The 25214-nt window shown below is 34.1% G+C and carries 29 protein-coding genes and 2 pseudogenes; 21 read left to right on the top strand and 10 right to left on the bottom strand.

From position 1 onward, the window contains the following. Positions 1-88: 88 nt before the first annotated feature. The 11 genes and pseudogenes from EW028_RS25805 to EW028_RS07330 all read left to right on the top strand — a co-directional run bounded on the left by EW028_RS25805 (position 89) and on the right by EW028_RS07330 (position 5330). Positions 89-624 (top strand): annotated as a pseudogene (locus EW028_RS25805) (hypothetical protein). Next, entirely contained in the window at positions 540-1034 is a 495-nt protein-coding gene (locus EW028_RS25810; RefSeq protein ID WP_255501592.1) for a beta/alpha barrel domain-containing protein, read from the top strand. Before EW028_RS25805 ends, EW028_RS25810 begins: the two are co-directional and overlap by 85 nt. Positions 1035-1153: 119 nt before the next feature. Continuing rightward, positions 1154-1468, top strand: a complete 315-nt coding sequence (locus EW028_RS25815; RefSeq protein ID WP_255501581.1) for a hypothetical protein — start codon at positions 1154-1156, stop codon at positions 1466-1468. A 65-nt stretch (positions 1469-1533) separates the two neighbouring features. Continuing rightward, complete coding sequence (locus EW028_RS25820; protein ID WP_250783486.1) at positions 1534-1812, top strand: cysteine hydrolase family protein; 279 nt, start codon at positions 1534-1536, stop codon at positions 1810-1812. Continuing rightward, positions 1788-2072, top strand: coding sequence for a cysteine hydrolase family protein (locus EW028_RS25825; RefSeq protein WP_250783485.1), 285 nt, complete (start codon positions 1788-1790; stop codon positions 2070-2072). The genes EW028_RS25820 and EW028_RS25825 overlap by 25 nt, the downstream gene beginning before the upstream one ends. 24 nt (positions 2073-2096) lie before the next feature. Then, a complete protein-coding gene (locus tag EW028_RS07310; protein ID WP_131520443.1) occupies positions 2097-2315 on the top strand; it encodes a DUF896 domain-containing protein in 219 nt (72 codons plus the stop codon). A gap of 22 nt (positions 2316-2337) precedes the next feature. Continuing rightward, positions 2338-3213, top strand: a complete 876-nt coding sequence (gene hslO / locus EW028_RS07315; protein WP_131520444.1) for an Hsp33 family molecular chaperone HslO — start codon at positions 2338-2340, stop codon at positions 3211-3213. A gap of 33 nt (positions 3214-3246) precedes the next feature. Then, positions 3247-4362 carry a tRNA 2-thiouridine(34) synthase MnmA gene (gene mnmA, locus EW028_RS07320; protein WP_131520445.1) on the top strand — a complete coding sequence of 372 codons (1116 nt, stop codon included), beginning with the start codon at positions 3247-3249 and terminating at the stop codon, positions 4360-4362. A gap of 87 nt (positions 4363-4449) precedes the next feature. Next, positions 4450-4587 (top strand): hypothetical protein, encoded by a 138-nt coding sequence (locus EW028_RS25225; protein ID WP_193767338.1) that lies wholly within the window; start codon positions 4450-4452, stop codon positions 4585-4587. A 146-nt stretch (positions 4588-4733) separates the two neighbouring features. Further along, positions 4734-5078: a metal-sensing transcriptional repressor gene (locus tag EW028_RS07325; protein WP_131520446.1), complete on the top strand. Its 345-nt coding sequence runs from the start codon at positions 4734-4736 to the stop codon at positions 5076-5078. A 60-nt stretch (positions 5079-5138) separates the two neighbouring features. Beyond that, positions 5139-5330, top strand: coding sequence for a copper ion binding protein (locus tag EW028_RS07330; protein ID WP_131520447.1), 192 nt, complete (start codon positions 5139-5141; stop codon positions 5328-5330). A 471-nt stretch (positions 5331-5801) separates the two neighbouring features. Here the strand turns inward: EW028_RS07330 and EW028_RS25230 are convergent, their stop codons facing one another. The 4 genes and pseudogenes from EW028_RS25230 to EW028_RS07345 form a co-directional block, all read right to left on the bottom strand. Next, positions 5802-5939, bottom strand: a complete 138-nt coding sequence (locus EW028_RS25230; protein ID WP_193767339.1) for a hypothetical protein — start codon at positions 5937-5939, stop codon at positions 5802-5804. A 202-nt stretch (positions 5940-6141) separates the two neighbouring features. Further along, positions 6142-6297: pseudogene (locus tag EW028_RS07335) on the bottom strand (VWA domain-containing protein); the annotation flags it as partial. Between the two features lie 239 nt (positions 6298-6536). After that, positions 6537-7091, bottom strand: coding sequence for a hypothetical protein (locus EW028_RS07340; RefSeq protein ID WP_131520448.1), 555 nt, complete (start codon positions 7089-7091; stop codon positions 6537-6539). A 272-nt stretch (positions 7092-7363) separates the two neighbouring features. After that, the gene (locus tag EW028_RS07345; RefSeq protein WP_048393711.1) at positions 7364-7543 is read right to left on the bottom strand and encodes a hypothetical protein; all 180 of its coding nucleotides are present in this window, start codon (positions 7541-7543) and stop codon (positions 7364-7366) included. A 241-nt stretch (positions 7544-7784) separates the two neighbouring features. Here EW028_RS07345 and EW028_RS07350 point away from each other — a divergent pair, with 241 nt between their 5' ends. From EW028_RS07350 to EW028_RS07370, 4 genes are all read left to right on the top strand, one after another. Next, positions 7785-8006, top strand: coding sequence for a hypothetical protein (locus EW028_RS07350; RefSeq protein ID WP_131520449.1), 222 nt, complete (start codon positions 7785-7787; stop codon positions 8004-8006). Positions 8007-8155: 149 nt separating this feature from the next. Further along, positions 8156-8677: a DinB family protein gene (locus EW028_RS07355; RefSeq protein ID WP_131520450.1), complete on the top strand. Its 522-nt coding sequence runs from the start codon at positions 8156-8158 to the stop codon at positions 8675-8677. Between the two features lie 433 nt (positions 8678-9110). Then, positions 9111-11063: a lipoteichoic acid synthase gene (ltaS, locus tag EW028_RS07360; protein ID WP_131520451.1), complete on the top strand. Its 1953-nt coding sequence runs from the start codon at positions 9111-9113 to the stop codon at positions 11061-11063. A 786-nt stretch (positions 11064-11849) separates the two neighbouring features. Further along, positions 11850-12488: an NAD(P)H-binding protein gene (locus EW028_RS07370; RefSeq protein WP_066036529.1), complete on the top strand. Its 639-nt coding sequence runs from the start codon at positions 11850-11852 to the stop codon at positions 12486-12488. Between the two features lie 148 nt (positions 12489-12636). Here the strand turns inward: EW028_RS07370 and EW028_RS07375 are convergent, their stop codons facing one another. Both EW028_RS07375 and EW028_RS26055 read right to left on the bottom strand, forming a co-directional pair. Next, the gene (locus EW028_RS07375) at positions 12637-12825 is read right to left on the bottom strand and encodes a hypothetical protein (protein WP_131520452.1); all 189 of its coding nucleotides are present in this window, start codon (positions 12823-12825) and stop codon (positions 12637-12639) included. 335 nt (positions 12826-13160) lie between these two features. Beyond that, positions 13161-13358, bottom strand: a complete 198-nt coding sequence (locus EW028_RS26055) for a YjcZ family sporulation protein (protein ID WP_048395072.1) — start codon at positions 13356-13358, stop codon at positions 13161-13163. A gap of 392 nt (positions 13359-13750) precedes the next feature. On the opposite strand from EW028_RS26055, the gene EW028_RS07385 reads away from it, so the two are divergent. Next, a complete protein-coding gene (locus tag EW028_RS07385) occupies positions 13751-14281 on the top strand; it encodes a sigma-70 family RNA polymerase sigma factor (RefSeq protein ID WP_048395075.1) in 531 nt (176 codons plus the stop codon). Then, positions 14282-15277, top strand: a complete 996-nt coding sequence (locus EW028_RS07390; protein WP_131520453.1) for a DUF4179 domain-containing protein — start codon at positions 14282-14284, stop codon at positions 15275-15277. A gap of 181 nt (positions 15278-15458) precedes the next feature. On the opposite strand, the gene EW028_RS07395 is transcribed toward EW028_RS07390, so the two are convergent. The 3 genes from EW028_RS07395 to EW028_RS07405 form a co-directional block, all read right to left on the bottom strand. After that, entirely contained in the window at positions 15459-16949 is a 1491-nt protein-coding gene (locus tag EW028_RS07395; protein ID WP_131520454.1) for a serine hydrolase domain-containing protein, read from the bottom strand. 170 nt (positions 16950-17119) lie between these two features. Then, positions 17120-18244, bottom strand: coding sequence for a hypothetical protein (locus EW028_RS07400; protein ID WP_131520455.1), 1125 nt, complete (start codon positions 18242-18244; stop codon positions 17120-17122). Between the two features lie 368 nt (positions 18245-18612). Further along, positions 18613-19617 carry a nucleoid-associated protein gene (locus tag EW028_RS07405; RefSeq protein ID WP_066036525.1) on the bottom strand — a complete coding sequence of 335 codons (1005 nt, stop codon included), beginning with the start codon at positions 19615-19617 and terminating at the stop codon, positions 18613-18615. A 224-nt stretch (positions 19618-19841) separates the two neighbouring features. Here EW028_RS07405 and EW028_RS07410 point away from each other — a divergent pair, with 224 nt between their 5' ends. The 4 genes from EW028_RS07410 (at position 19842) to EW028_RS07425 (ending at position 24368) form a co-directional block, all read left to right on the top strand. Continuing rightward, positions 19842-21509, top strand: a complete 1668-nt coding sequence (locus EW028_RS07410; RefSeq protein WP_131520456.1) for a spore germination protein — start codon at positions 19842-19844, stop codon at positions 21507-21509. Between the two features lie 21 nt (positions 21510-21530). After that, complete coding sequence (locus EW028_RS07415) at positions 21531-22628, top strand: spore germination protein (protein ID WP_048395089.1); 1098 nt, start codon at positions 21531-21533, stop codon at positions 22626-22628. Further along, positions 22625-23815, top strand: a complete 1191-nt coding sequence (locus tag EW028_RS07420; protein WP_131520457.1) for a Ger(x)C family spore germination protein — start codon at positions 22625-22627, stop codon at positions 23813-23815. Before EW028_RS07415 ends, EW028_RS07420 begins: the two co-directional genes overlap by 4 nt. Positions 23816-23906: 91 nt before the next feature. Continuing rightward, on the top strand, positions 23907-24368 hold the full coding sequence (locus EW028_RS07425) for an SAM-dependent methyltransferase (RefSeq protein WP_066036522.1): 462 nt from the start codon (positions 23907-23909) through the stop codon (positions 24366-24368). 68 nt (positions 24369-24436) lie between these two features. On the opposite strand, the gene EW028_RS07430 is transcribed toward EW028_RS07425, so the two are convergent. Next, entirely contained in the window at positions 24437-25132 is a 696-nt protein-coding gene (locus tag EW028_RS07430) for a response regulator transcription factor (RefSeq protein ID WP_131520458.1), read from the bottom strand. Positions 25133-25214 lie beyond the last annotated feature (82 nt).

A 25214-nucleotide genomic window follows, 5' to 3' on the forward strand; every position in this document is an offset into this window, starting at 1 on the left:
CAAAGGAGTTGTTAGTTTAGGGGGGATCATTGTGAGTAACTATATAGATGATAGCTATGCTCTTCATACGGACTTGTACCAAATCAATATGGCAGAAGCCTATTGGAAAGATAAAATTCATACACGAAAAGCTGTATTTGAATTATATTTTCGTAAATTACCATTCGGGAATGGGTATGTAATTTTTGCTGGACTAGAACGAGTTATAGAATATCTCCAAACGTTTCACTTTTCTGAAAGCGATTTGGATTATTTAAAAGAACTTGGCTATCAAAATGACTATGTTTCTTTTTGCGAACTATTCGTTTTACAGGAAATGTCCGTGCTATGAAAGAAGGAGAAGTTGTATTCGGTAACGAACCACTTCTACGTATTGAAGCGCCATTAATTGAAGCTCAACTAATAGAGACAGCGTTGTTGAATATCGTCAACTATCAAACACTTATAGCAACAAAGGCCTCTCGCATCAAACAAGTCGTGAGCGACCAACCAGTATCAGAGTTTGGTACAAGACGTGCGCATGAATTTGATGCGGCATTATGGGTACGAGAACCGCTTATATTGGTGGGTTTTCTAGCACAAGTAATGTTCGAGCAGGAAAACGATTTGATCTTCCAGTTTTAGGAACACATGCGCATTCTTTTGTTCAAGCATATCAAAATGATTACACTGCTTTCCATAAATACGCAAAATGTCACCAAGATTGCGTATTCTTAGTTGATACCTATGACACTCTAAAATCAGGTATTCCAATGGCAATTAAAGTCGCCAAAGAACTGGGCAAAAGTATAAATTTTATTGGTATAAGGTTGGATAGTAGAGATTTAACTTATCTTTCCAAAAGGGCTAGAAGATTATTAGATCAAGCAGGATTTGAGGACGCGAAAATTTTCACTTCAAATGATCTCGATGAATATACGATTACAAGTTTAAAAGTACAAGGAGCAAGAATCGATGCTTGGGGAGTTGGCACTAAAGCGATAACCGCATTTGATCAACCGGCCTTAGGGGCTGTATATAAAATGGACAGATGATGACACCATCGAAATTTCTGCGAGCCCTGAAAAAGTCACGACACCAGGATTGAAAAAGGTATATCGCATAACTAACAACTATACGAAAAAATTAGAAGGAGATTATATTGTCTTATCTAATGAACATCCAGAGAATGAAGAAAAACTTCATGTTCCATCCTGTGATGACGTACATTGGAAAATTTGTAACTAATTTTATAGCTGTAGATTTACACGAAGATATTTTTTTGGATGGCACACTTGTATATGAATCACCGAAGATTCAAGAAATCCAATCCTATGCAAAGCAACAACTAACCCTATTATGGGAAGAGTACAAACGTTTATTGAATCCGGCCGAATATCCTGTCAATTTAAGTCAAGCTTGTTGGGACAAAAAGATGAAAAATATAGAAGAAGTTAAAAGAAACAACAGACAATCAATAACTTTATAAGTCATTTATTATTGCGTTTAGACTAGGATGGGTATTTTAAAAAAAATACTTTAGGTAGTGGGGAAATGGCAAAAGAAACTTTGATAATTGTTGATATAAGCAATGATTTTGTAGCAGATCATGGATCTTTAACAGTTGGAAAGCCTGCGCAAGACATTGTACCTTATATTAAGGATTTAGAAAATAAATTTTTAGCAGAGGGAAATGTAATTGTTATAGCAATGGATGCGCACGAACTAAATGACCAGCACTTTGAAATATGGCCGGCTCATAATATTGTTGATACAGAAGGGCAACAGTTATATGGTGATTTGTATGATTGTATGAAGAAAATAAAGAATTAGATAATGTAATTTATTCATCAAAAAAAAACTATAATGCATTCTTTCAAACTGGTTTAGCTGAAAAATTGAGAGACTTGGGGACAGAGAAGGTTCATATTGTTGTTACAACAGATATTTGTGATTTTTTAACAGTAGCAGGAGCAGATGCAGAAGGATTCAAAACAATAGTTCATAAACGAGGTGTTGCAACATTTACTAATCTGCAAGCAACAATTTTAGACCATATGAAATGTTATTTCCATACGGAAATTATTGAATAAATAGTAATGAGGGTGGTGAAATAAATGATTGACTCTTTAAGCCGTATAAATGATTTAGCTAAAAAAATGCGTAATGAAGGATTAACAAATGCTGAAAAAGTAGAGCAACAAATGCTCCGAGAAGATTATCTCCGTGAAATACGAGGGCAAGTTCTTAATACTTTCTCTACTATGATGGTGCTAGATCAACTAGGAAATGATGTAACACCAGAAAAGGTCCGCCATATAAAATCGAAAGAATAAATAAAAAGGATGAGAAAGTAAAATGAAAGATTATTTAGTAAAAGCAACTGCTTATAATAATCAAGTACGTGCATATGTTGCCATTACAACAGACACGATTAAAGAAGCAAGACGTCGACATGATATGCAAGCTATTGCTTCGATTGTCCTCGGGCGTTCAATGTCTGCAGGAGTTATTCTCGGTGCCATGCTAAAAGGTGAGGAAAAACTAACTATAAAAATAAATGGTGGTGGGACAATTGGAACTATCTTAGTTGATGCTAATGCTAAAGGCGAAGTCAGAGGAAATGTAGCAAACCCTAATGTCCACAGTGAAAAAAATGAACAACTTGATATTAAATCGGCGGTGGGTACTAACGGAATTCTTTCGGTTACGAAAGATATAGGCTTAAACCATCCATTTATCGGTCAGGTTCCCATGACGTCTGGTGAAATAGGTGAGGATTTTGCCTCTTATTTATTACATTCAGAACAAGTTCCATCTTCGGTTGGAGTAGGGGTACTGTTAAACCAAGATTTAACTATTGAAGCTGCGGGTGGTTTTATTATTCAGCTAATGCCTAATACTGAAGAAGAGACAATTCAAAAGATTGAAGAACGTTTAAAGAAAATATCTTCGATTTCTTCCATGATTGGACAAGGCGTAACACCAGAAAATATTCTACAACAATTACTTGGTGAAGAAAATATCACGGTTCTAGACTCCATTCCAGTTCAATTCCGATGTGATTGTTCTAGAGATAGAATATCCAATGGAATTTTAAGTTTAGGTAGCGTTGAAATACAAGATATGATTAATACGGATGGTCAGGCAGAGGCTCAATGTCATTTTTGTAATGAAAGCTATTATTATACGAAAGAGGATTTAGAAAGCTTATTAAAAGAGATTTCAATATAGTAGAAAATATATAGAAAGAAATGAGAGAAATAAATGAAGAAAGCAACAAAAGATATACGTGTAGTTGTAGGAATGTCGGGAGGAGTTGATTCTTCTGTTGCCGCAATGCTTCTAAAAGAGCAAGGCTATGATGTATTGGGAATATTTATGAAAAACTGGGATGATACAGATGAATTTGGTGTTTGTACGGCTACAGAAGACTACAATGATGTAATTAGAGTTTGCAATCAATTGGATATACCTTATTATTCGGTGAATTTTGAAAAGCAATATTGGGACAAAGTATTCACACACTTTCTAGAGGAATATAAGATGGGAAGAACACCAAATCCAGATGTAATATGCAATAAGGAAATTAAATTTAAAGCATTTCTAGATTATGCCATGGATCTTGGAGCAGATTATGTTGCAACAGGACATTATGCCAGAGTGTTAAGAGAAGATGGGGAAATTCATTTGTTAAGAGGGAAAGATGGTAATAAGGACCAATCTTATTTTCTAAATCAATTAACAGAAGAGCAGTTAAGTAAAGTGTTATTTCCGCTAGGTGACATTGAAAAACCAAAAGTAAGGGCATTAGCAGCAAATGCTAATCTGGCAACTGCATCCAAGAAAGATAGTACAGGTATTTGCTTTATAGGTGAACGAAATTTTAAAAATTTTTTAAGTAATTATTTACCAGCTCAGCAAGGTAATATGGAGACTTTGAATGGAAAAGTTATCGGACATCATGATGGAATTATGTATTATACAATTGGACAGAGACATGGTTTGGGAATTGGTGGGGACGGAGATCCTTGGTTTGTAGTTGGTAAGGATATTGATAGAAATGTTTTATATGTGGAACAAGGATTCCATAATGAAAAGCTTTATTCAGATGTTGCAATTGCTAATAACATAAGCTGGATATCAAAGGAAACGTCTCAAGAAACATTTGAATGTACTGCAAAATTTCGTTACCGTCAATCAGACAATAAAGTAACGGTAGAACACATAGATGATTTTAAAGTCAAAGTAATCTTTCATGAACCAATTCGTGCAGTAACTCCAGGACAAGCAGTTGTGTTTTATAGAGGAGAAGAGTGTCTAGGGGGAGGAACTATTAGTGAAGTGTTCAGTAATGGAAAACAATTAACTTATGTAGGATAACTAAAGAATGAAAAGTTGCTTCTAAGATTTGAAATCGCAAAAGAGATTTGGTCAAATGCTAATTTTCATTACAAAGGAAGGTGTAGTATGGATCTACAAAAAATAAATAAGGCTTTTTCAAAAGAAGAAATAAAACAATTAATATCTTTATTTGAAAAGTATTCTAAGGAAGAGATAGAAATAGCATTACGCCAAATTAGCAAAAACAAAAATTTTAAAAGTTAGTTACAAATTTAAAACATTTCAATCAAGGAAGAAAGTTAATTACACATTAATCGACTTTGTCATTTTATTCATACATTAAATCAGGCAATTAAATTCATATACCTAACTGAGGTATGGTACTATATTTTTGTGAGGAGGTTATGCTAATGGAAAATTCTAAAAAAGAAGAAGTGGAATTTCTTATAGAAAATATTACTTCCACTAGAAAGAGTCATCATCCAGAGCGTGTAAAGAATGATTTAACAACTCGATTAAATCGTATCGAAGGACAAATTCGAGGCATTAAAGGAATGATTGATAAAGATGTTTACTGTGATGATATAATTACACAACTTTCTGCTACACAATCAGCAATAAATAGCGTAGCTAAAATCCTATTGGATGGTCATTTAAAAGGTTGTGTTGTTAATCGACTTTCAGAAGGAGATGCAACGGTACTAGATGAATTAGTTAAAACTATTCAAAAATTTAATGAAAAAATAATTTTTTGATTTTTATATACCCCTATGGTGTATGTAGTGCTAAACAACATTTTAGATAAGTGAAAAAATATGGAAAATGTAACATTGAATGTACAGGGAATGTCATGTGGGCATTATGTCAGTGCTATAGAAGGAAGTGTTGGAAAGTTAAAAGGAGTAAACGAGGTAAAGGTAAGATTGCATGATGCACAAGTAGATGTGTCATTTGATTCTCAAATACAGCTTGATAAGATTAAAGAAACCATTGAAGATCAAGGTTAAGAAGTAGAATAAGAGTGCTATCATAGCACTCTCTTATTTGCAAATTTATATACCTTGTATAGGTATAAAAAATACTTGGCGGTCTTGCAGTAGTATTGATTTTAATCAAAATTTTATTCTTTAAAACGGAGAAGAAAAAAGATGATAAGTATCTAATTTACACGCTTCTTCTAATTATTATTTCTGTTAACATTTCCATCTGGGTTATTACAGCAATTAATTCGTAAAGAAAAATGAAAGTGGATTCGATATAAGGAGATCCACTTTTTTTTAGAAAGATATTGAATGTCAATCGATTGATTTTCTGCATTAGCAGAAGAACAAAATAAAGCTGTAGAAACAACTTCTATTAAAACAATGGACCAACTAGATGAAAGATTTAATCTTCAAACTGTAACAGGAATTCCAGAAGGAGTTATCCCTATTGAATTTAAATATTTAGAGCAAGCAACATCTAATTTTAACTCTAATTTAACAGAAAATAATAATCAATTTAACACAAGTTGTAAATTCTATAGCAGGAAGTACTACAATTAATAAAACAGGTACATTTTCTACAACTACTGCTGCAAAACTATCAGCTACCATTTTGTATGCGACTTTGAACAATGGTATGATTAACATAGTAAATGTAACATCTAGATCAGTTGGGATATATTAAAGGAGTTTTAACTCAGTGTATGATCGTAAATGGTGTAATAAAAAAAATTATTCTTATAATGAAAAAGTATATGTAGAAGTTTGATTTTAACATAGCACAAAGCCTAGGTCCTCATAAATTTGAGCCTGGGCTTTTTTATTTCAAGGTTAGTCATTGTGCCAATATTCCTTTTTCCTTTGCTTCTTGTAGCCAAGAAGGGAACTCATCTAATAGGTTTTCGTATAGCTGTTCATCGGATACTGTTTCGATGTCATCAACGTGGAAGAAGTTTGCGTTGTCGATGTAGCGTCCTTCCTGTTCCTCTATCATACAGAGCATCGAGATAAAAAGAGGTGCTAGATTAAAATATAAAAAATTGCATAGTTAAAAATTAAAATGAATAAACAGGTGTGAAGTACTGAGGAGCACTTTCACACCTGTTTTATCTTTAGAGAAGCAATCTAATAAATAACTACTTTTTTATTAGAAAACAATGGGTATTGCTGAAGTGATATTTTATGATACATAGCGAAGATTGTCCATAGACAGTCCTGCTAAGAATGTTTTTAAAATAAACTAGAAAAGAAATTTTTCGTAGTGCTAACAATTGAATTAAAAGTAGAGGAAATGAAATTAATAGCAGCACTTATTGCATTTTTTACAGTTTCCACAACGGTAACAAAAACATTTAAAACTTTATCCATAATATCTTGTATAAAGGCACCGACTTTATCAGCAATAGTAAGTATTAGTGTTTGGGCTGAAGGATGCTCTTCACCAAAATCTATCAATGAATCGTAGTATTTATTGATCATGTCTTCCGATTTTTTTAAAGCTTCCTCTTTTTTCTTACGCATATTTTCAAAAAAAGTTGTTTGATTTTTATCAATTTCTAATTGCTTAACATTTTCTTTTAAGTCTAATTCTTCTTGCACATAAAAATTATTAACGTTCTCCTGATATTCTTGTGTTAGTTTTTGTAATTCATCAGGTGCGTCTGATAATGAAGGAGCTTGAAGTCCAATGAACGCTGCTAAAGAAAATTCTTTGGTTTGCTCTCCCGTATAAGCATCTCTCATTTGATTCATAATACTACTAAAATTTTTTACTGCTACTGTCATAATTATTCCTCCTAGTAATTTAATTGTTGAAACAACTATAGATTATCAATAAAAGGTTAAAATTAGGTTAAAAAACATAAATTTACTTTTTTGTTTTAATATATAATATACTGGCGATGAGATAAGTTAATTAAAATAATCTGTATTTAATAATAGTAGAAAGACCACTCCATGATGGGTGGTCTCAATCTTTAAATAGGGTTACATGATGTGGAGAAAATGAAAAAAGACCACCTCTAATAGAGTGGTCAAAAATACTAACTTTTCTTACATTATAATGAAGTTGACTTACCTTTTTTCTCATCCATAATAAGGTCTTCTTCACGTTGTGGGCGTGGGGCTTCCGTATATTCTTTGCGCCCATTAGGTTTTTTTGGGTCTGCTCCACTAGCAAATGATTGTTTTGTTGGCTCGTCTGTTGCAAATTCTGTATTTTTTTTGTCTCGTTTCATGTCGACACCTCCTCAAGATATTATTTATCTTATCCAATAAAATATCCCTTGTTTATTTCTATTTCATCCTTAAAATTTCAGATTACCCCAAGACTATGTAAGGTAAATTTGGTAGGAAATTTCTGATGTTTGGCTTTTACATAAAATAATTGATTTTTTAGAAAAAATGAATTTTTATGTTAAAATAAACCAAAGAAAACATTTAAGAAAAGTATTGGCGCTCTGATGGGAGGTTGAACAGATGGATGAGAAGAAAAAGGGGAAATTACAAATCCTCGTAATAATTTTAATGATATTACTTTTGGTTGCAATATTTGTTGTATTTTTCATAGGTAAATATATGGTGGCATTTGTTTTATTTGGAATTTTTATGCTAATACTAAATTTTATTAGTAGCTGGAAAAACCTAGATAATGCAGATTACGTTTATAGAAAAATTCATAAGAGTAACCAGAAATGGTAATTACTAGACATTTAGCTTAGGAATCTTGTTATTCTTATGTTACTTGTAGTGCTTATTTGGATATCTGAAAAGAGCAAAGAAGGGATCCTCACTTTATATGAAGAAATAGTGAGTTATAATATTTTTTCAACAACTACGGAGGTGCTTTTTTGCAAACATTTTTTAAATATAATTGGCTAGTTCGGGAAGGTTGGTTTCGTTGGTGTGAAGAGTTGACTGAAGAAGAACTTTTGCAAAACCGAACTGGAGGAATGGGCAGTATATTACACACACTTTTCCATATCATTGATGTTGAATGGAGTTGGATTCGTCTTTTACAGGGGAAAACAGACTTTCAGGAGAGCTTTGATGAATATAATAGCTTGGAAAAGGTTCGTAAATTGGAAGCTGCATTTCATTTAGACGTCGAAAGCTTTGTAAAGCAATGGGATGATAGTATGGAAGAGCGAATACTTCATAATCCATTAGCCGATGGTAGTATGGAGACGCATACATGGGGTGAAGTCATTCGTCATACCATTGCACATGAAATTCACCATATAGGACAATTATCAATTTGGGCAAGGGAAATGGGGAGAGCGCCTGTTTCTGCCAATCTAATCAGAAGAGGTCTTTCTTCATCATTGAAAGATTCAGTAGGTGCTCAAATAAATAAAGAAACGTTTAAATAGAATGAGAGACACTGTAGAAATATATATATGCTAGAAAAATGGTGCAATAAAATCCAATTGTTTATCAGCTAAAAGTGAATAGCATACCAGATTATCTTCCAATTCATTAGAATGGAAGATTTTTTGATGCCCAAATGAGAAAAATTGCGAGGCAGATTTCATGAAGGCATTTACTTATGGCTTATAATATCCAGTAAATTTTAGTTAAACACTAATGTTTACTGGGTATTTTTTGGACAATATTTAGGTTAATTAGAAATATTTATATGAAGAATAGCTAACAACTTGACAGAAGTTTAAATGGGGAGTACTATACATTGGTCGCGAAAAAAGCTATTGTAACGTAACATTTTTTAACGTGCCATACAGTACTTATCAGTTAAGTTCATATATAACTAGATTTTAATTTAATCAGTAAAAGGTAGGTGCAAAAATGAAAAATCTAGCAAATAAAAAAGATAACCTATTACAAAACTTTTTAGGAATTTATATAGTAGCAGTATTAATGTTATGGATTAAAACATACATCTCTCAACTATCACAATTTGACTTAGGTGTAGAAGGAGTCATACAACAATTCCTTTTACTAATAAATCCACTAGGCTCAGCAATGCTATTTCTAGGATTTTCATTTTTATTTAAAGGTAAAAGAAAATACACATCACTCGTTGTTGTCTACACTTTAATGTCTATTGTTTTATATGCCAATATTGTTTATTACCGATTCTTTAGTGATTTCATTACATTACCTACACTTTCTCAAACGCAGAATTTTGGAGATTTAGGTGGTAGTGTTCTTTCTTTATTAAAGCCTTATGATATCTTGTTCTTTGTGGATGTAATGGTTATGTTTTATCTACGATTCTCTAAAAAAATCCAAAAAGATACCAAACGTTTTGGCTATAAAAAAGGAATGGCAATCATTGCCTTTGCATTAGCGGTATCAATCCTTAATTTAGGACTAGCTGAAACTAATCGTCCTCAACTATTAACACGAGGTTTTGATAGAAACTATATTGTGAAATATCTAGGGATGTATAACTATACGATTTATGACTCAGTTGAAACGATGAAAGCCTCTTCTCAGAGAGCTTTGGCGGATAGTAGTGATATTACTGAAGTAATTAACTATACAAAGTCAAACTATGCCAAACCAAATGCCCAATATTTCGGTGCAGCAAAGGGAATGAACGTTATCTATTTACATTTAGAATCATTCCAAAACTTTTTAATCGACTATAAATTAAATGGTGAAGAAGTAACACCATTTTTAAATTCATTAGCAAAAGATAAGAATACATTGTATTTTGATAATTTCTTCCATCAAACAGGTCAAGGGAAAACGTCTGATGCAGAATTTATGCTTGAAAATTCTTTATTTGGATTACCACAAGGATCTGCTTATATTACAAAAGCACAAAATACGTATCAGGCAGCTCCTAGTATTTTAAAAGATTATGGTTATACATCAGCTGTATTCCATGGTAATAACGGAAGCTTCTGGAATAGAAATGTAATTTATAAATCATTTGGCTTCGACAAATTCTTCGATGCTAGTTACTATAACACAGGGACTTCCGAGGACATGGCTGAATATGGTTTGTTAGATAAACCATTCTTTGAACAATCTCAAAGTCTTTTAAGCTCCTTACCACAACCTTTTTATACAAAATTAATTACGGTAGGGAATCACTATCCATATAAAATGAATCAAGATTTAGTGACAATTGATAAAGCCAATACGGGAGATGCAAGCGTTGATAATTATTTCCAAACAGCTCGTTATGCAGACGAAGCAATTCAACAGGTCTTCCAGCAATTAAAGGAATCAGGATTATATGATCATTCAATGATTGTTCTTTATGGTGACCATTATGGTATTTCTGATAATCATAATAAAGCGATGGAACAAGTCATTGGAAAAGAGATTACACCATATGAAAGTGCTAATTTACAACGTGTACCATTATTTATACATGTTCCAGGCATACAAGGTGGGACCAACCATAGCTATGGTGGCCAAACAGACCTACTGCCAACGTTATTGCATTTACTAGGAATTGATTCACAACAATTTGTTCAATTTGGTTCAGACTTATTATCAGAAGAGCATGATGAAATTGTACCATTTAGAAATGGCGATTTTGTCAGCCCTACGATTTATTCAATTAATGAAAAATATTATGATAATAAAACAGGCTTACCATTAGACGACAGTCAATTAGAGGAAGCAAAGACGATTAAAAATGAAGTAGATCATAAATTGGCGTTATCTGATAGAGTCGTGAATGGTGACCTATTGAGATTCTATACGCCAACAGGTTATACGCCAGTTGATCCTTCTCAATATAATTACTCTCCTGATGAAAATGTAGAGTCTAAATAATTTAAGGCGGTTCAAGGAATTGTGTACGATATCAAAGTCTATAGGATATCATACCATTACCTTGAATTGCTTTTTTATTGGTCATTTTTGAATAAGTATGGCAATACCAAGATTTTATATTCTCCTTAAGGTTCAAATAGAAAATTGGACTAACAGAAAAAGCGATTCAAATCCCTTAATAGTAAGGATTTGAATCGCTTTTATTAGTAAGGAGAGGACAAACATGATGGCACTCATCATCCTTACTTATTTCTTTTTAAAGAATAATTTAGATGAAAAAAGGAAAGAAATAGGTGTAAATTTGAGGAGTTGATCGGGATGGAATTTTATAAAGACATAGTCATTTACTGTTATAGTTGTCGTAAAAAGACTGTGTTTACATGTAAAGATACACATGAAAAAAAGGGTGTCGATAGTCACTGCAGTGAATGTACAGGTATTTGGTTTGAATGGCAAAACCGAGCTGTCGAGAGAGAAATGGAGAAGTGGATTGCCTATAATAAAGACTTAGTAAATAATATAAATCACTGATCTATTTTTTTACACAAGAGTTAAGTTGAATACACCTAAAAAGCGTATTATCAAGTTAGTACGATGAGGCATTGAAGTGCCATTTTCTTTTAAGAGAGTGGTTCTTTTTCTTTTGCTTAGACAAAAGCTCTAGCTAGAATAAACAAAATTACTATTTCTTTATCTCATTTGATAAAGAGAGGTGAATAATCGAATTATTGAATCTAAACCATGATTTGCCCGTATACATATTATTATGATAATTAGGGGGGCATCATGGACGTTTATAAAAAGATAGCAATTATCGGGGGAACAGGTAAAGCGGGGCGTTACATTGCTTCTAAAGCATTAGAGAAAGGGTATCACGTACGGATGCTTGTTAGAAACCCAGAAAAGTTAGTTTTCAGAGACAGTAGGATTGAGGTAATAGAAGGAAATGTACAAAATATCGAGGATCTTCAAAAGCTATTAAAAGATTGTCAAATCGTTATCAATACTTTTGGTCAACCAATGAAAGAAAAACCGATTTATAGTAAAGTAACGGAAAATATATTGGGAGTCATGTCTGATTTACATATGGATCGTTATATTGGGGTAACGGGTGGATCGCTAACCATTGCTGGAGATACAAAGAGTATTATAAATAGAATGGGTGCAAAGATATTTGAAATTATTTATTCAAAAATGATGATGGATAAGAAAAAAGAATGGCATCTCCTTAGCTATAATCAAGTAATCAAATGGACACTAATTCGGCTTCCATTTATCGTAGAGGGAGATGAAGTAGGGTTCATAAAGGAAAATCTTGGAGATATGCCAGGTACAAAAATAACAAATCGGGATATAGCTACATTCATCATTAACCAAATAGAAAATCAAAAGTATGTACAAAAAGCACCGTTTATCTCCAATTAATCTAATTTAAAGGAGAATGCCACTTGGAGAGGGATAGGGTCAGCGCCTCAACTAAATGACTTTATCCCTTTTGAATGCCCAACAAAATTTTCCTTTGCCTCAATCATATTGGTACAAAAAATCAAATGACATCCTTTTGAGCAGTTTTTTAATTAAAACCTTCTCCAATAAACCTTCCAACTCCTCTCAACAACCAATAAATGATTCTAAATGGGAGGAAAAGTAATTCTTGTATCCAAATTAGTACATCAAGAAATAAGTCAATTAATGAATATTGATCTTTACGTCTCTTATCTCTTCTCTTTTTGTTTTTCCTTCCTTGCAACCATTCTCTCACATTACTTGACCCCTTTTACAAAAAAGTGCTGGCTTTTCTTAAGTAAGTATACGATTCATTGCTTTAGGTGGTTTCATTTTTAAAAACTTTATGATGTAAAAGCGGATATGGGGCGTAAATGGGAGTAAAAATGTTGGCTTATTATATTTCTTTAGCGATGTGTATTACCGCAAATGTGAGAAATGGAGAATTTAAAATTAAATAAGGTGAAAGACAAGCAGGTTTAAAAAAGGGTCACATAGGCTGGAAGTGACCCTCTTTGCTGTGGATGTATCGACATTAATGTGAGCTGCTATTAATGAAGATCATCCCTTTTTCATGTTTATCAATAACTATTAATATTCTTTTTGCACGAATGTTGCTCCGACAATAATGAGAAGAATGAATAGCACAACGATTAAAACGAATGTTGAACTATTGTTTTTGCCGCCATAGTCCATGCCACAACAACCCATACTATAACCGCCGCTATAGTCATTACCATAGCCTCCATAACAACAATTGAAATTACCCATGTTTCCAAAGTATCCCATCAAGATCTCTCCTTTCTTCAGTTTATTGTATGAATGCCGTTGAAAGAGAAAAGGGTATTCGTCTAATGAATCGTATTTAGGTAATTTTAAAGAGAATCTTGGGTGAAGGATGGATGAGTATCACTAAACACTTGATAGGATGAAACTCAAAGGCGCTTGTTACAGCCTGATGATTAGTTGTCAATCCAGTCCATAAGATAAAAAATAATTTTTTGATGCATGATGATGGAGCGGGTTTGAAACAGTAAGTCGATGTTTTTCCGTTTCTATTTTTAGCTATAATGTGTTGCGGAAAGGAATCATTTGTTTTTTTATTTAAATAATGTGAGAGTTTTCTTTCATTTGCTCGTTATTACTTGTAGAGAAGAAAGGAAAGGAGGTTTTCTAACTTCGTGTATTCATTAATTAATCAGCTACAAAAAAAAGATGAACAAGCTTTAAGAGAAGTGATTAACAAATATGGAGGTTATGTTAAAGCCATTGTAGTGAAAGTGTTACAGCCCAATCAAACAGCTATTGAAGAATGTATCAACGATGTATTTCTAACCATTTGGCAAAAGAGTATTCAATTTACTGGCGATGAGATTGATTTTAAAAAATGGATTGGCGTTATTGCAAAATATAAAGCGATTGATACATATAGAAGCCTTCAAAATAAGCCTAAAACAGTCGAGTTACTTTCATCAATTTCAAATAGCAAGGATCTACCAGAAAGAATCGTAGAACAAAAAGTACAAAAAGAGCAACTATTTATCAGTATTTTAAATTTAAGTAAAAACGATCAGGAAATTTTTCTCTTGAAATACTACTTAGGATATTCCAACGGAGAAATCGCTGAGATATTTGGTCTATCTAAATCAGCTGTAGAAAATCGTTTATATCGAGGTAAGTTAAAGTTAACAGAAGAGCTGGGAGGTATCTAAATGAACGAAAAGGACTTCATCGAAATAGATATTGATGAGATTGAACCAATTGAATTATCTGATTGGGAAAAGATTAATATTGAAAAAAGTGTTTTACGGTCATCTTCAACCAAGAAGTATGTATTTAAAAAATGGAAGTGGGTTAGTATTGTCGCCATGCTCACATGTATTTTTGCTAGTAGCAGCATTTGGCTACCTGTAGTGGCTAATCGAGTACCAATTGTACAGCAACTATTAAATAGCAATGATAATCCCCAATTACAAGTATTTAGTGATAATGCATCAACCATCAATCAAATAGACGAAAGTAACGGAACCTCCATTGAATTAGCTGAGGCTTTTTTCGATGGAACGATTGTATCGGTTAGTTATGAAATGAAACACGAACAATCGATAGATGAACCCCCTCTATTTTGGAAGGGCGATTTAGAAGTCAACGGAAACAAGTTAGACGTACTTAGTCATCAAATCGTTAAAAAGAATGAGGCTACTTGGATTGGTATGTTTACAGCGAGAATTTCAGACAAAGTAATTGATGAAAAGATAAATGTTCAATGGCGTCCTCAAGATTTTATAGGTATGGAAAATACGACTCTTGTAGAAGGAGCTTGGGACTTTCAGTTAGAACTTACACCAACCCGAGCCTATTCAAGAAAAGTAAATATACCCTTTGGTAATGATCAATACCAGTTATTTTATAATCAAATAACAGAGGGAAAATATATAACCACTCTTTATTTTGAGGGAAATCTTGATTGGGAGACAGAATTTTTAATGGTAGACATAAAAGATAATCTTGGAAATGTATATGAAAATGTAGGAGCAACAACTATTAAAAGCGGTTCTGGGCGAGTAAATGGTTATGTTGAGGTTTTTATACCTGATTCTACTATTCGAACGCTAATCATTACACCAACTATAAGAATTGTTGATGAAAAAACATTAGAGCGGAAAGAGCTTGTTCCGCTCCCAAGTATTAATATTTCTCTAAAATGATATGGTCTGTTCCTACAACTTCTTTCCAAAGGGCTGAAGGAATCAATTCTTACCTACAAAGATGGATGTAGTTGCAATGAATGATACAGGTCAGCATCTTTACCTTTAGCTCATATCACGCAGTATTCAATCAAGATAGCGTTATTAATTGTAGCTAAATATCTTTTAAACGATTAAATTTTTAATTCTTTCTTTTAGTACCAATTATCATAAAGCCTAATAATAAATATAGAAGACTGGCCGAAATGGAGCTATACAACAGGAATGTAATAGAAGTTGGTGCCCAAACTTTAATAAATGTCCAATTTAAGCCGCCAAGTACTATGTTAGGCGTGATAAATAGTGCTGTCAGCATTGTCGCCACAAGTATAGTATGGGCAAATAATAACAATATTCTTTTGTAATTTAGATTTGCCATACGACGTTGTTTTTTATAAAGGCTGCGTATATTTTGAACGAATAGATAACAGAACATAATGCTGATTGCGATGATGATAGCACATATGATTGTTACAATTTTATCAAGCTTTTGATAGCTGCTGATATGTTGCATGACAATCGTTTTGCCCTCCCATAAATCCATGACACCTTGTCCAATCGCTGTTGTAGAGCTTGTATTCATATTGGCTAAAATAGCCACGCCGATTTGTTCGTCAGGTTGCAAAATGAAATACGAGGAAAAGGTTGGATTCTCACCAGCATGGTAGATATATGACTTTGTGTCCTTTTTCACAACGGCCCAACCGTTTGCATAGTAAGTATTCGTATCAAAAGGCTCCACTGTTAGATCTGGAGTATGCGATTCTTGAATTAAATTGTTACTGATTGAATAGATATCACTGTTTCCTACCTGTAATTTTAACCATCTGGCTATATCATTAGCGTTACTGATGATATAACCAGCGGGGATATTGCCACGATAGATAGGTGGTATGTATCGCTGCTCTCTCATTAGACCTATTTTATAGCCAGAAGCCATATGTGTGGCATGTACTTGGTGAATTCCTACTAAAGATTGATGCATACCAACAGGTTGTAAAATTTTCTGTTGAATATACTGATCGAATGGCTGTTTTGCAACTTGTTCAATGACGAGGCCTAAGACATCATAGTTGATGGTTGCATACTCAAAAGAACTCCCTGGTTGACGATTTAGTGATTGATCCAGCAGTGTTTTAACAGTTAATTCAAGGGCATTATCCGCTGTGCTTTCTGGGATTTGAGTAATGGAATTTGAGGGAATTCCGCTAGTATGAGACAATAGCTGCTGTATTGTCACAGCCTGATCCTCGCCTTTATAGGTTAATGATAACCAAGGGATATACTTTCGGACATCATCTGACCGTTTTAACAAACCTTGTTTTTCTAATTGTAAAATAGCGAGTCCTGTAAATGCCTTAGACGTGGAGCCTAACTCAAAAAGAGTATCAGAGGTAACAGGCGTTTTTGTTTTCGTATCTGCAAAGCCAAAGCCCCGTTGATAGACGGTTTTCCCTTTATCAACAATAATTACTGAAATTCCTGGGATTTTACTAATGGTTTGCTGCTCCTTAATAAACTGATCAATTTTACTAATTGTATCATTTGATGCTGCGTGTCCAAATCCGGGTGTGAACGTAAAAAATAGTAACATTACTGTCATCATCACCGATTTCTTCATGAATAATGTCATGTTGTTTTTCTCCTTAGAACGTAATGTGCTTGTGGCAACATGGTTTACTGTAACAAGAAAAATAAGGGTAAACCATCGATTAACATGACTATTTCCGGGATAACATGACAAAATTGTCACTTCAAAAAGGGCCACTCCTAAAACCAATAGGAGGGCCCTTGAAATTTTATTTAATTTGTTTCTGGCTCTGGCGTAAAATCCTGACCGTTAAATGTTAATTTAGATGGTGAGATAAGAATTTCTCTGTTCGCTTCGTAATAAGGGTCTAAAACTTTATAAAAGGCTTCCCATTGCTCGCCAGCTTTTTCATCTTCACCCTTTTGTTCAAGGGCAACTGCTTCTTCATAGTGTTGCTTTAATTTTGCGTAATCCGCATTACTAATGCTGAATTCGATATCTGCCATATATTCCTCGAAGGGAACTGGTTTAAAGTGTGGGCGAAGTATTTCATAGAATGCATCCCATTTCTTCATGGCCAATTCTTCGTCTTTATCTTTTTCAGCTTTTTGTGCCTCTTCATAGAGCGTTTTAAGTTTTGCAAGTTCCTCTTTTGTTAAATCGACGTTCATATCCGCCATATATTCTTCAAAAGTTAAAGGTGGATATAATTCTTGGTAATAAGGTTCAAGAATAGTGAAAATTTTATCAATGTTTTCTGATGCCTCATCCGTTTTATTTTCTTTTACATACTTAATCCAGTTACTATAAAGTGTTTTTAGCTGTTCTTTATCTTGTGCTTTGATAACAATATTTTTTTCAGCGAATGCAGCTTCATTAATAAATTCTTCAAAAGGCTCAGGTTGCCAATTTGCTAATTCGTAAGGTCTTGTGATGTTATCCATCGCCTGATAGATTCGTTCCATTTCCTCATAATTCTCTTCTTTTTCAGCCTTTTTCATGTCAGAAAAGAGTTTCTCTAGTTGGACTAATTCTTCTTTTGTTACTTCTTTAGGTAAGCTTTTTTTATAGACGGCAAAGGTAAAGAAATCTGAGTAATCTTTCACAATACTACCCTCAACTAAAATTTCTTGCCCCTCGGCTAGCTTTAACTGCTCAATTTGTTTATCTGAGAAATTGTGTAAACCGATGTAGTAGTTTTTTCCATCTGTTCCTTTAAGGGTAATGCTGCCGCCATCAAAATATTTAATGGTACCTGTTATTTTTTGTTCTATTTGAATCGTTACATTATTTGTTGTATCAACAGCTGTTGCACCAGCTTGAAGCGGTGTTAATACAGCCATCCCTAGTGTTAATGCTGAAGCTAATAGCCATGTTTTTTTAGCAGGTTTTTTCATATTTATCAATTCTCCTTTAGGTTAACTTCTGTTACCAATTATTAGACGTTTTACCAATTGAAAAAGTTTTAACTTTTTAAAAAATTTTTAAGAAATTAAAGAGTGGAGGATTCATGATAAGACTCACTGTTTTAGTATCTGTAGTCTTTGAAAAATAGCTATTATTTACAGCTCAGACCATGCAAAGGGTTGATTAGCGAAGCAAAGATTTACAAGGATTAGTGCGCTTCCAGAGAAAATTCATGGGCACGAACTAAGGCATTATTGCAGCTTATACTGTTTTAAGCTCTTTTTCTCCTAATTGAAGATTTAGGAGATCTAATGTTTAATCTCATAAGATAACTTACATCCGTTTAATCCAAGCTCTTCTACTGTTCATCCTGGAAATAGATTTTATAGAATTTGCGATTCGTTGCCTCATCATAGCCAACTTCAATTAATTCATCTATTTGGTCAATATGTTGGATATTTACTTGGATTTCAATATTGGAATCCAGTTTGATTTTACGTTTGTATTTCTTTTCAGCCTTTTCTAGCGCACTATCAGAAATGACAGTTTCATAGGGTTTGACCGAATTAATGATGATATCTTTTTGCGTAGTGTCCGCTTGCTCAAAAACAGTATCAATATAATGATTTACCTGAAACTCCTCCTCATTTCTAAAGTAATCCAGTGTTTTATTCAAGAGGCCAAGTTTTTCTGTGCTTGTATAATTTTCTTCCTTTAAAATGAATTTTTTACATTCTGTTAATGCTAAATGGGTTTTATAATAATGCTCATCCGCTGCCTTAATTTTTAAAAATCGTTCTTGCCAATAAACTATATCTTCTTTACGTTTTGTTTTAATATACACGGCAGGAGATTGATCTGGTCCCATATCAACAATAATAGCCATATTATTAATTTTCTTAACGTTAATGCCATCCACGCCGTTCACGATCATTTGATTGTGTTCATTTTTCACATCTAAAAACATTTCTTTTTCATCAATTTTGACAATAGCGATAATCTTTTTAGCCTCATTTAATAGTAAACAATTTTCAAAAAGGCCAATAAACAGTTCTCCGCTTTTGATGTTAGGATGCTGTGACACACTATGTAAGTGCTTGGCAATATTTTGTGAATGTTCTAGGAAGTTACTTCCCTTTTCGAAAATAGCTCTCGAATACGTAAAAACTTCATGAAGTGCAAGATTGCTTTCATGGAAAAATTCATATTGCTGTTCCACATCAATTTTACTAAAAGCGAGCTGTGTAAAGGCTGCTTCTAACATGACCTCAGGTTGTGAAAAAACTTCTTCTCCTAAAATAAGCGTCTCACTCAAAAAATGCAGACTATATTGTGTTAATTTACTTTCACTGACTTCTAGCATAAATTTCACCTTCTAATTTTTCATAGTAGCTAGTATACCATAAGCTAAAGATTGCTTTTATATGTACCAGTACTCATTTGAGGCTGGTTTTTTTATGGTCACCGAATGTTAGTGTCTTATTATGAAAGAATGTTGAGGATTGGAAGTTTAAAATACTGCTGCTTAGATAAAGATAAAAACATGTAGGGATACTCTGTACAAGTGTACTAAAGAGGGTGATCAATATGTGGGAAAAGGTGATTTCCTACATGCCACATTGGCAAGTTTTTTTACAAGGCTTTTTAGCGTTTTTTATTCCATATTTAATTTATAAATTGTTCCATGTTTTTTTATTTGTTAATAAGAGCAATGGCAAAATTGAGATGAAAGAAAATAGTGAACAAGTTGAGATGGTACACATACCTATTCAAAAAACGTTAGAGCAATTTACAGGAGATTTTAATAAAGATCTTTTACAAATGAGGAAAGAACTTGGTCATAATTGGGATATTCATTTTAGAGAATTTCAAATAGGAAATACGGATAATCGTGCAGCGATCGTTTTTCTTAAAGGATTATGCGATAAAGAATTAATTGACAAACATATTTTGAAATCATTAATGAATGGACATACAAAAAAGTCGTCTGTTTTAAGAGGTCATGAATTACATCAATCAATTAGAAATGAAATCCTACCAGTGAGTGAACTGCTAGAGGAATCGAAAGTCATGAAAGCTGTTGGGAAAGTATTAACTGGTTCCACTGTATTAATTGTGGATGGCATACAGAATGTATTTATCATTGGTACGGCACATGGCAAAACTCGAAATCTTGAGGAGCCTGTTTCTGAAGCAATGGTACGTGGACCAAGAGTGGGCTTCACGGAAAAATTAAGTGTGAATACCTCTTTATTAAGACAGCATGGTGAGAATCGAAATTTATCGATTATCGAGATGGAAGTAGGCGAACGTACGAAAAAAGAGTTGGTTTTAGCCTATATAGATGAAATTGTGCAGCCTAATCTTGTCAAAGAGGTGAAGGAACGAATTGAAACAATCCATTTGGATGATGTTGCTGAATCGGGATATATTGAGCAATTGATTGAGGATGATTATCTCAGCCCATTTTCGCAAGTGCAAAGTACCGAGCGTCCTGATCGGGTTATTGCTGCTTTACTAGAGGGACGAGTCGCAATTCTTTTAGATGGAACTCCCTTTGCATTAATTGTGCCAGTCACGTTTAATATGCTACTGCAATCACCAGAGGATTACTATGAACGTTGGTTATCGAGCTCACTTATTCGCTTGCTTCGCTATTTTGCTGCAGGCATCTCTTTATTTGGCCCATCCCTGTACATTGCTTTTGTATCATTTCATCAAGGTTTAATCCCCACTAAACTAGCGCTGTCCATGATGGCAACAAGGCAGGGAGTACCGTTCCCAGCATTGATTGAAGCCCTCATTATGGAAGTCGCTATTGAGATATTACGAGAAGCAGGACTTCGTCTACCGAAGCCAATTGGTCCGACGATGGGGATCGTTGGAGGGCTTGTTATTGGAGAAGCCGCCGTACAGGCAGGAATTGTTAGTCCAATCATGGTCATTGTGGTTGCATTAACAGCAATTTCCTCTTTTGCTATCCCTCAATATAATGCTGGTATCACGCTAAGAATGCTACGTTTTGTGGCGATGTTTTCCGCAGCTTTATTTGGACTATATGGCATCATTCTATTCTTCTTATTCCTTTGCAGTCATTTGGTAAAGCTAAAAAGCTTCGGTGTATCCTATTTGAGCCCAACTATTCCGTATCGAGCAGGTGATTGGAAAGATTTTATGGTGCGAATGCCGTTAAAGATGATGAAGCATCGTCCTAGATTGTTAAAGCCAAAAGATTCGGTCCGCAAAGGGGAATAAGAGAAAGGGAGCAAAACAGCCATGAACAGCAGTATGAAAGATAAAATAACGACGTCACAAGCAGTTGTTATTATTATTAACTATATTCTTGCCACTGGGATTCTTACTTTACCTCGTGCATCTGTAGAAAAAGTAAAAACGCCAGATGTTTGGATTAGTGTATTTTTAGGTGGAGTCGTTGCAATGATTGCAGGTGTAATTATTGTGAAGCTAAGCCAACAATACCCTGACAAAACATTTTATCAATATAATCAAGATATCATAGGGAAGTGGTTAGGCTGGTTTATAAGTGCGTGTGTAATTGCCTACTTTTTTACCATTTCTGCCTTTGAAGTTCGCATCATGGCTGAAGTAACTTCTCTCTTTTTATTAGAAGGGACCCCCACTTGGGCGATTATTTTGCCCTTCTTATGGGTTGGGCTTTACTTAATAAGCGGTGGCATCAATACAATCGCTCGTTTATTTGAAATCATTTTTCCTATTACCTTTGTTATTTTTTTACTTGTGGCTTTTTTAAGCTTAGGGATTTTTGAAATTGATAATTTGAGACCAGTACTTGGACTGGGTGTTGTTCCGATGTTAAAGGGAATTAAAACAGCGACACTGGCATTTTTAGGACCTGAAATTATGCTACTACTTGTGGCATTTATGTACCCTTCAGATAAATCAAAAGCCGTCAAGGTTGTACTGGCGGGTATAGCCATACCCTTGCTCTTTTATGTCATCACGGTTGTGATGGTCATTGGTGCTCTATCCATTGAAGGTGTTTTGACAAGGACTTGGCCAACGATTGAATTAATGCGAAGTTTTGAAATCCCTGGTTTAATTTTTGAACGCTTTGAGTCATTTCTTCTGGTAATTTGGATTATGCAAATCTTTGCGACCTTTACGATTACTTATTATGCCGCTACTTTAGGATTAGCCCAACTGTTTAAGAAAAATATGCATCCCTTCTTATACGGATTGTTGCCAATTATTTATATTATTGCGATGACACCTAAAAATATTAATGATCTATTTACATTTGGCGATAAGATTGGTCATGCTGCATTAATTTTATTTGGTGTAGTACCGATAACCTTACTCCTTATTTCGAAATTGAAAGGAAAGAAAGCATGAAGCGAATACATTGCTGTGTACGTTTACTTCTAGTTGCGACGGTAACCTTACTTCTTACTGGATGTTGGAGTAGTAAAGAGATAGAGGATTTAGGCCTTATTGTAGGTACATCATTGGATTTAGAAACGGGTGATGTTTCCTCTGAAGAGCAACAAGATGCTAGGTATGCAAACAGACAGTTGCTAACAATTACCAATCAATTTGTTACGTCAGAGACAACGGTTTCTGGAACAAAAGAGGGAGGATTGCCAGAAAAAGCGTATAAAAATGTTTCTGAGACAGGTGATGCGGTGTTACCAACTTTACGAAATATGCTGTTAAAGGTGGATAAACGTTCTTTTGCTGAACATTCCAAAGTAATTATTATTGGTGAGGAATTAGCTAATACTATCAATCTCCAGCAAACGTTGGATTTTTTTCTAAGAGAATTAGAAATACGGCCGAGTGGACTGCTCTTTATTGCTCAGGATCAGGCAAGTCAGGCACTGGAAACAAATGAACCAACTAAAATTCCTGCCTTTCAATTAGTAGAAATGATGGAGGGACATGAAAGGACGACTAAAATTTTGCCTCCGATGACCGTAGCCAAACTAGAGGGGAAGCTGTATTCAGACTCTAGCTTTTTATTGCAAAATGTGAGTACAGAAAATGGAGAAGTAAAATTTGCAGGCGCTGCTATCATTGAAGGAAAAACCAAAAAGCTACGAGGCTTTTTAAATGAGAGTGACCTAGAAGGGATTGCATGGATGTCTGGCGATGCGAAAGGTGGCCTTGTCAAAGGCTTTGATGAGGAGTCAGGAGCACCTATTGTGTATGAAATTATTTCAGCGAAAAGTAAAATTATTCCACATGTAAAAGGGGATCAAATCTCCTTTACGATAAAAATTCAATCAGAGGGAAGAATTGCTGAACATTGGGTTCTCTCCGATAAAGCATTTGACAATCAATTTTTGAAAAAAGCAGAGAAAGTATTTGAAAAAGAGATAGAGCAATTAGTGAGGAAAGCACTAGATAAAACGCAACATGAATTTCAAACAGATGTTTCTGGGTTTGGCAATAAACTAAGAATCGATTACCCGAAAGTATGGCAAAAAAGAAAAAAAGAATGGGATCAAACGTTTAGTGAGGTTCCTATTACATGTGAAGTGAATGTTTCCATTAAGGATTATGGCACGTCAGGTGATTAACATCGTTAATCATCTTTTTTTCTGTCCATTTAGTCTATACAGAAATGAAAGGACATATAGTAGATATTCGAAAAGATGGGGGATAAAAGACATGCAATATACTATTCAATCAATCGCTACCGTTCGTAACAATCGGCAAATGTTAAAAGATGATCATTGGGGAGAGATTATTTCAACTATTGAACTTGCTGATCATATCCAAGAGGCGTCCTTAAAAGGAATAGAAGATTTTTCTCATCTAGAAATTATTTTTTATTTTGATAAGGTTACAGACGATCAAATTCAATATGAGGCAAGACATCCGAGAAATAATCATGATTATCCAGAGGTTGGCATTTTCGCACAAAGAGGTAAAAATAGACCCAATAAATTAGGAAGTACAATCGTTGCCTTGTCAGAGGTCAAATCAAGAGGATTAATCGTTCAAGGGCTAGACGCCATAGATGGCACACCTATACTAGATATAAAGCCTGTAATGAAAGAATTTTTACCTAAAGAGGAAGTTAAACAGCCAGCGTGGTCAATAGATTTAATGAAGGCCTACTGGGGGTAAGATAGTTGTTAAAGCGAAGACAATTGTGGACTTCTAAAAAAAGGGGAGTAGCGTGCTCCCCTGGCTTTTTAAAGAATGATTCCTTCTTGATAAAGAATGCTGATGGCATGAGAGCGATTTTTGGCACGCAATTTTTTGATAGCAGATTTTACATATTGTGTAATGGTTACTTCACTTAATTTCATAACATCTGCTATTTCCTTGGTACTATCTCCCTGCGCTACCTGTCTCATTACCTCTAATTCACGCTTGCTCAGAAAGCCCTCTTTTTTGCTAGTTCTAGCTTGTATGATAAGCTGTCCAATCATGTTTCCAAAGGTGGTCATGTCATCTAACAGCTTATCATTTATATCGATTTCCTCTTCTAATTGAGTACTACAAATATAGCCAAAAACATATGACCCAATGAAAATAGGGACAATTAAAAACGTATTATTTTGCGAGGGAATAGAATATTTCATACTGATATTTTTTAAATAGTCCATTCCTGTGCAAAATTTAGCCTTCTTATCTTCAATAGCAGCATAAATAATAGGGAAGCTACGAATCTCCTCACGAATTTCACCGATATGACTACCACCCGATTCATTTAAAAAAATGATTCCTTCTGCTACAAAGCCTATTGGAGAATACCTCAATAAATAGGCATCCTTGATGGGAAAAGCATCTAAATATACCTGCAAAATGTGTATCAACAGCTCTTCATGGTTGGCATAACTTTGTACTGTGTCGAAACGTTTTTGAATGGTATAAAGATTGGACATGACCTATCCCCTTTTTTAAGTATATACTACGCTTAAAACAAGGAATTTTCAATATATTCTGTAAGTTGTAGTATTTAAGCTA

Origin of the sequence: Lysinibacillus sp. OL1 (assembly GCF_004332175.1) — a bacterium.
Taxonomy (GTDB): Bacteria; Bacillota; Bacilli; order Bacillales_A; family Planococcaceae; genus Lysinibacillus; species Lysinibacillus capsici.

Coding starts and splice junctions, on each gene's coding strand:
- EW028_RS25810 (WP_255501592.1), top strand. CDS start 540: ATGGGTACGAGAACCGCTTATATTGGTGGGTTTTCTAGCACAAGTAAT.
- EW028_RS25815 (WP_255501581.1), top strand. CDS start 1,154: ATGAACATCCAGAGAATGAAGAAAAACTTCATGTTCCATCCTGTGATG.
- EW028_RS25820 (WP_250783486.1), top strand. CDS start 1,534: ATGGCAAAAGAAACTTTGATAATTGTTGATATAAGCAATGATTTTGTA.
- EW028_RS07310 (WP_131520443.1), top strand. CDS start 2,097: ATGATTGACTCTTTAAGCCGTATAAATGATTTAGCTAAAAAAATGCGT.
- hslO (WP_131520444.1), top strand. CDS start 2,338: ATGAAAGATTATTTAGTAAAAGCAACTGCTTATAATAATCAAGTACGT.
- mnmA (WP_131520445.1), top strand. CDS start 3,247: ATGAAGAAAGCAACAAAAGATATACGTGTAGTTGTAGGAATGTCGGGA.
- EW028_RS25225 (WP_193767338.1), top strand. CDS start 4,450: ATGGATCTACAAAAAATAAATAAGGCTTTTTCAAAAGAAGAAATAAAA.
- EW028_RS07325 (WP_131520446.1), top strand. CDS start 4,734: ATGGAAAATTCTAAAAAAGAAGAAGTGGAATTTCTTATAGAAAATATT.
- EW028_RS07330 (WP_131520447.1), top strand. CDS start 5,139: ATGGAAAATGTAACATTGAATGTACAGGGAATGTCATGTGGGCATTAT.
- EW028_RS07340 (WP_131520448.1), bottom strand. CDS start 7,091: ATGACAGTAGCAGTAAAAAATTTTAGTAGTATTATGAATCAAATGAGA.
- EW028_RS07345 (WP_048393711.1), bottom strand. CDS start 7,543: ATGAAACGAGACAAAAAAAATACAGAATTTGCAACAGACGAGCCAACA.
- EW028_RS07350 (WP_131520449.1), top strand. CDS start 7,785: ATGGATGAGAAGAAAAAGGGGAAATTACAAATCCTCGTAATAATTTTA.
- ltaS (WP_131520451.1), top strand. CDS start 9,111: ATGAAAAATCTAGCAAATAAAAAAGATAACCTATTACAAAACTTTTTA.
- EW028_RS07370 (WP_066036529.1), top strand. CDS start 11,850: ATGGACGTTTATAAAAAGATAGCAATTATCGGGGGAACAGGTAAAGCG.
- EW028_RS26055 (WP_048395072.1), bottom strand. CDS start 13,358: ATGGGATACTTTGGAAACATGGGTAATTTCAATTGTTGTTATGGAGGC.
- EW028_RS07390 (WP_131520453.1), top strand. CDS start 14,282: ATGAACGAAAAGGACTTCATCGAAATAGATATTGATGAGATTGAACCA.
- EW028_RS07395 (WP_131520454.1), bottom strand. CDS start 16,949: ATGACATTATTCATGAAGAAATCGGTGATGATGACAGTAATGTTACTA.
- EW028_RS07400 (WP_131520455.1), bottom strand. CDS start 18,244: ATGAAAAAACCTGCTAAAAAAACATGGCTATTAGCTTCAGCATTAACA.
- EW028_RS07405 (WP_066036525.1), bottom strand. CDS start 19,617: ATGCTAGAAGTCAGTGAAAGTAAATTAACACAATATAGTCTGCATTTT.
- EW028_RS07410 (WP_131520456.1), top strand. CDS start 19,842: ATGTGGGAAAAGGTGATTTCCTACATGCCACATTGGCAAGTTTTTTTA.
- EW028_RS07415 (WP_048395089.1), top strand. CDS start 21,531: ATGAACAGCAGTATGAAAGATAAAATAACGACGTCACAAGCAGTTGTT.
- EW028_RS07420 (WP_131520457.1), top strand. CDS start 22,625: ATGAAGCGAATACATTGCTGTGTACGTTTACTTCTAGTTGCGACGGTA.
- EW028_RS07425 (WP_066036522.1), top strand. CDS start 23,907: ATGCAATATACTATTCAATCAATCGCTACCGTTCGTAACAATCGGCAA.
- EW028_RS07430 (WP_131520458.1), bottom strand. CDS start 25,132: ATGTCCAATCTTTATACCATTCAAAAACGTTTCGACACAGTACAAAGT.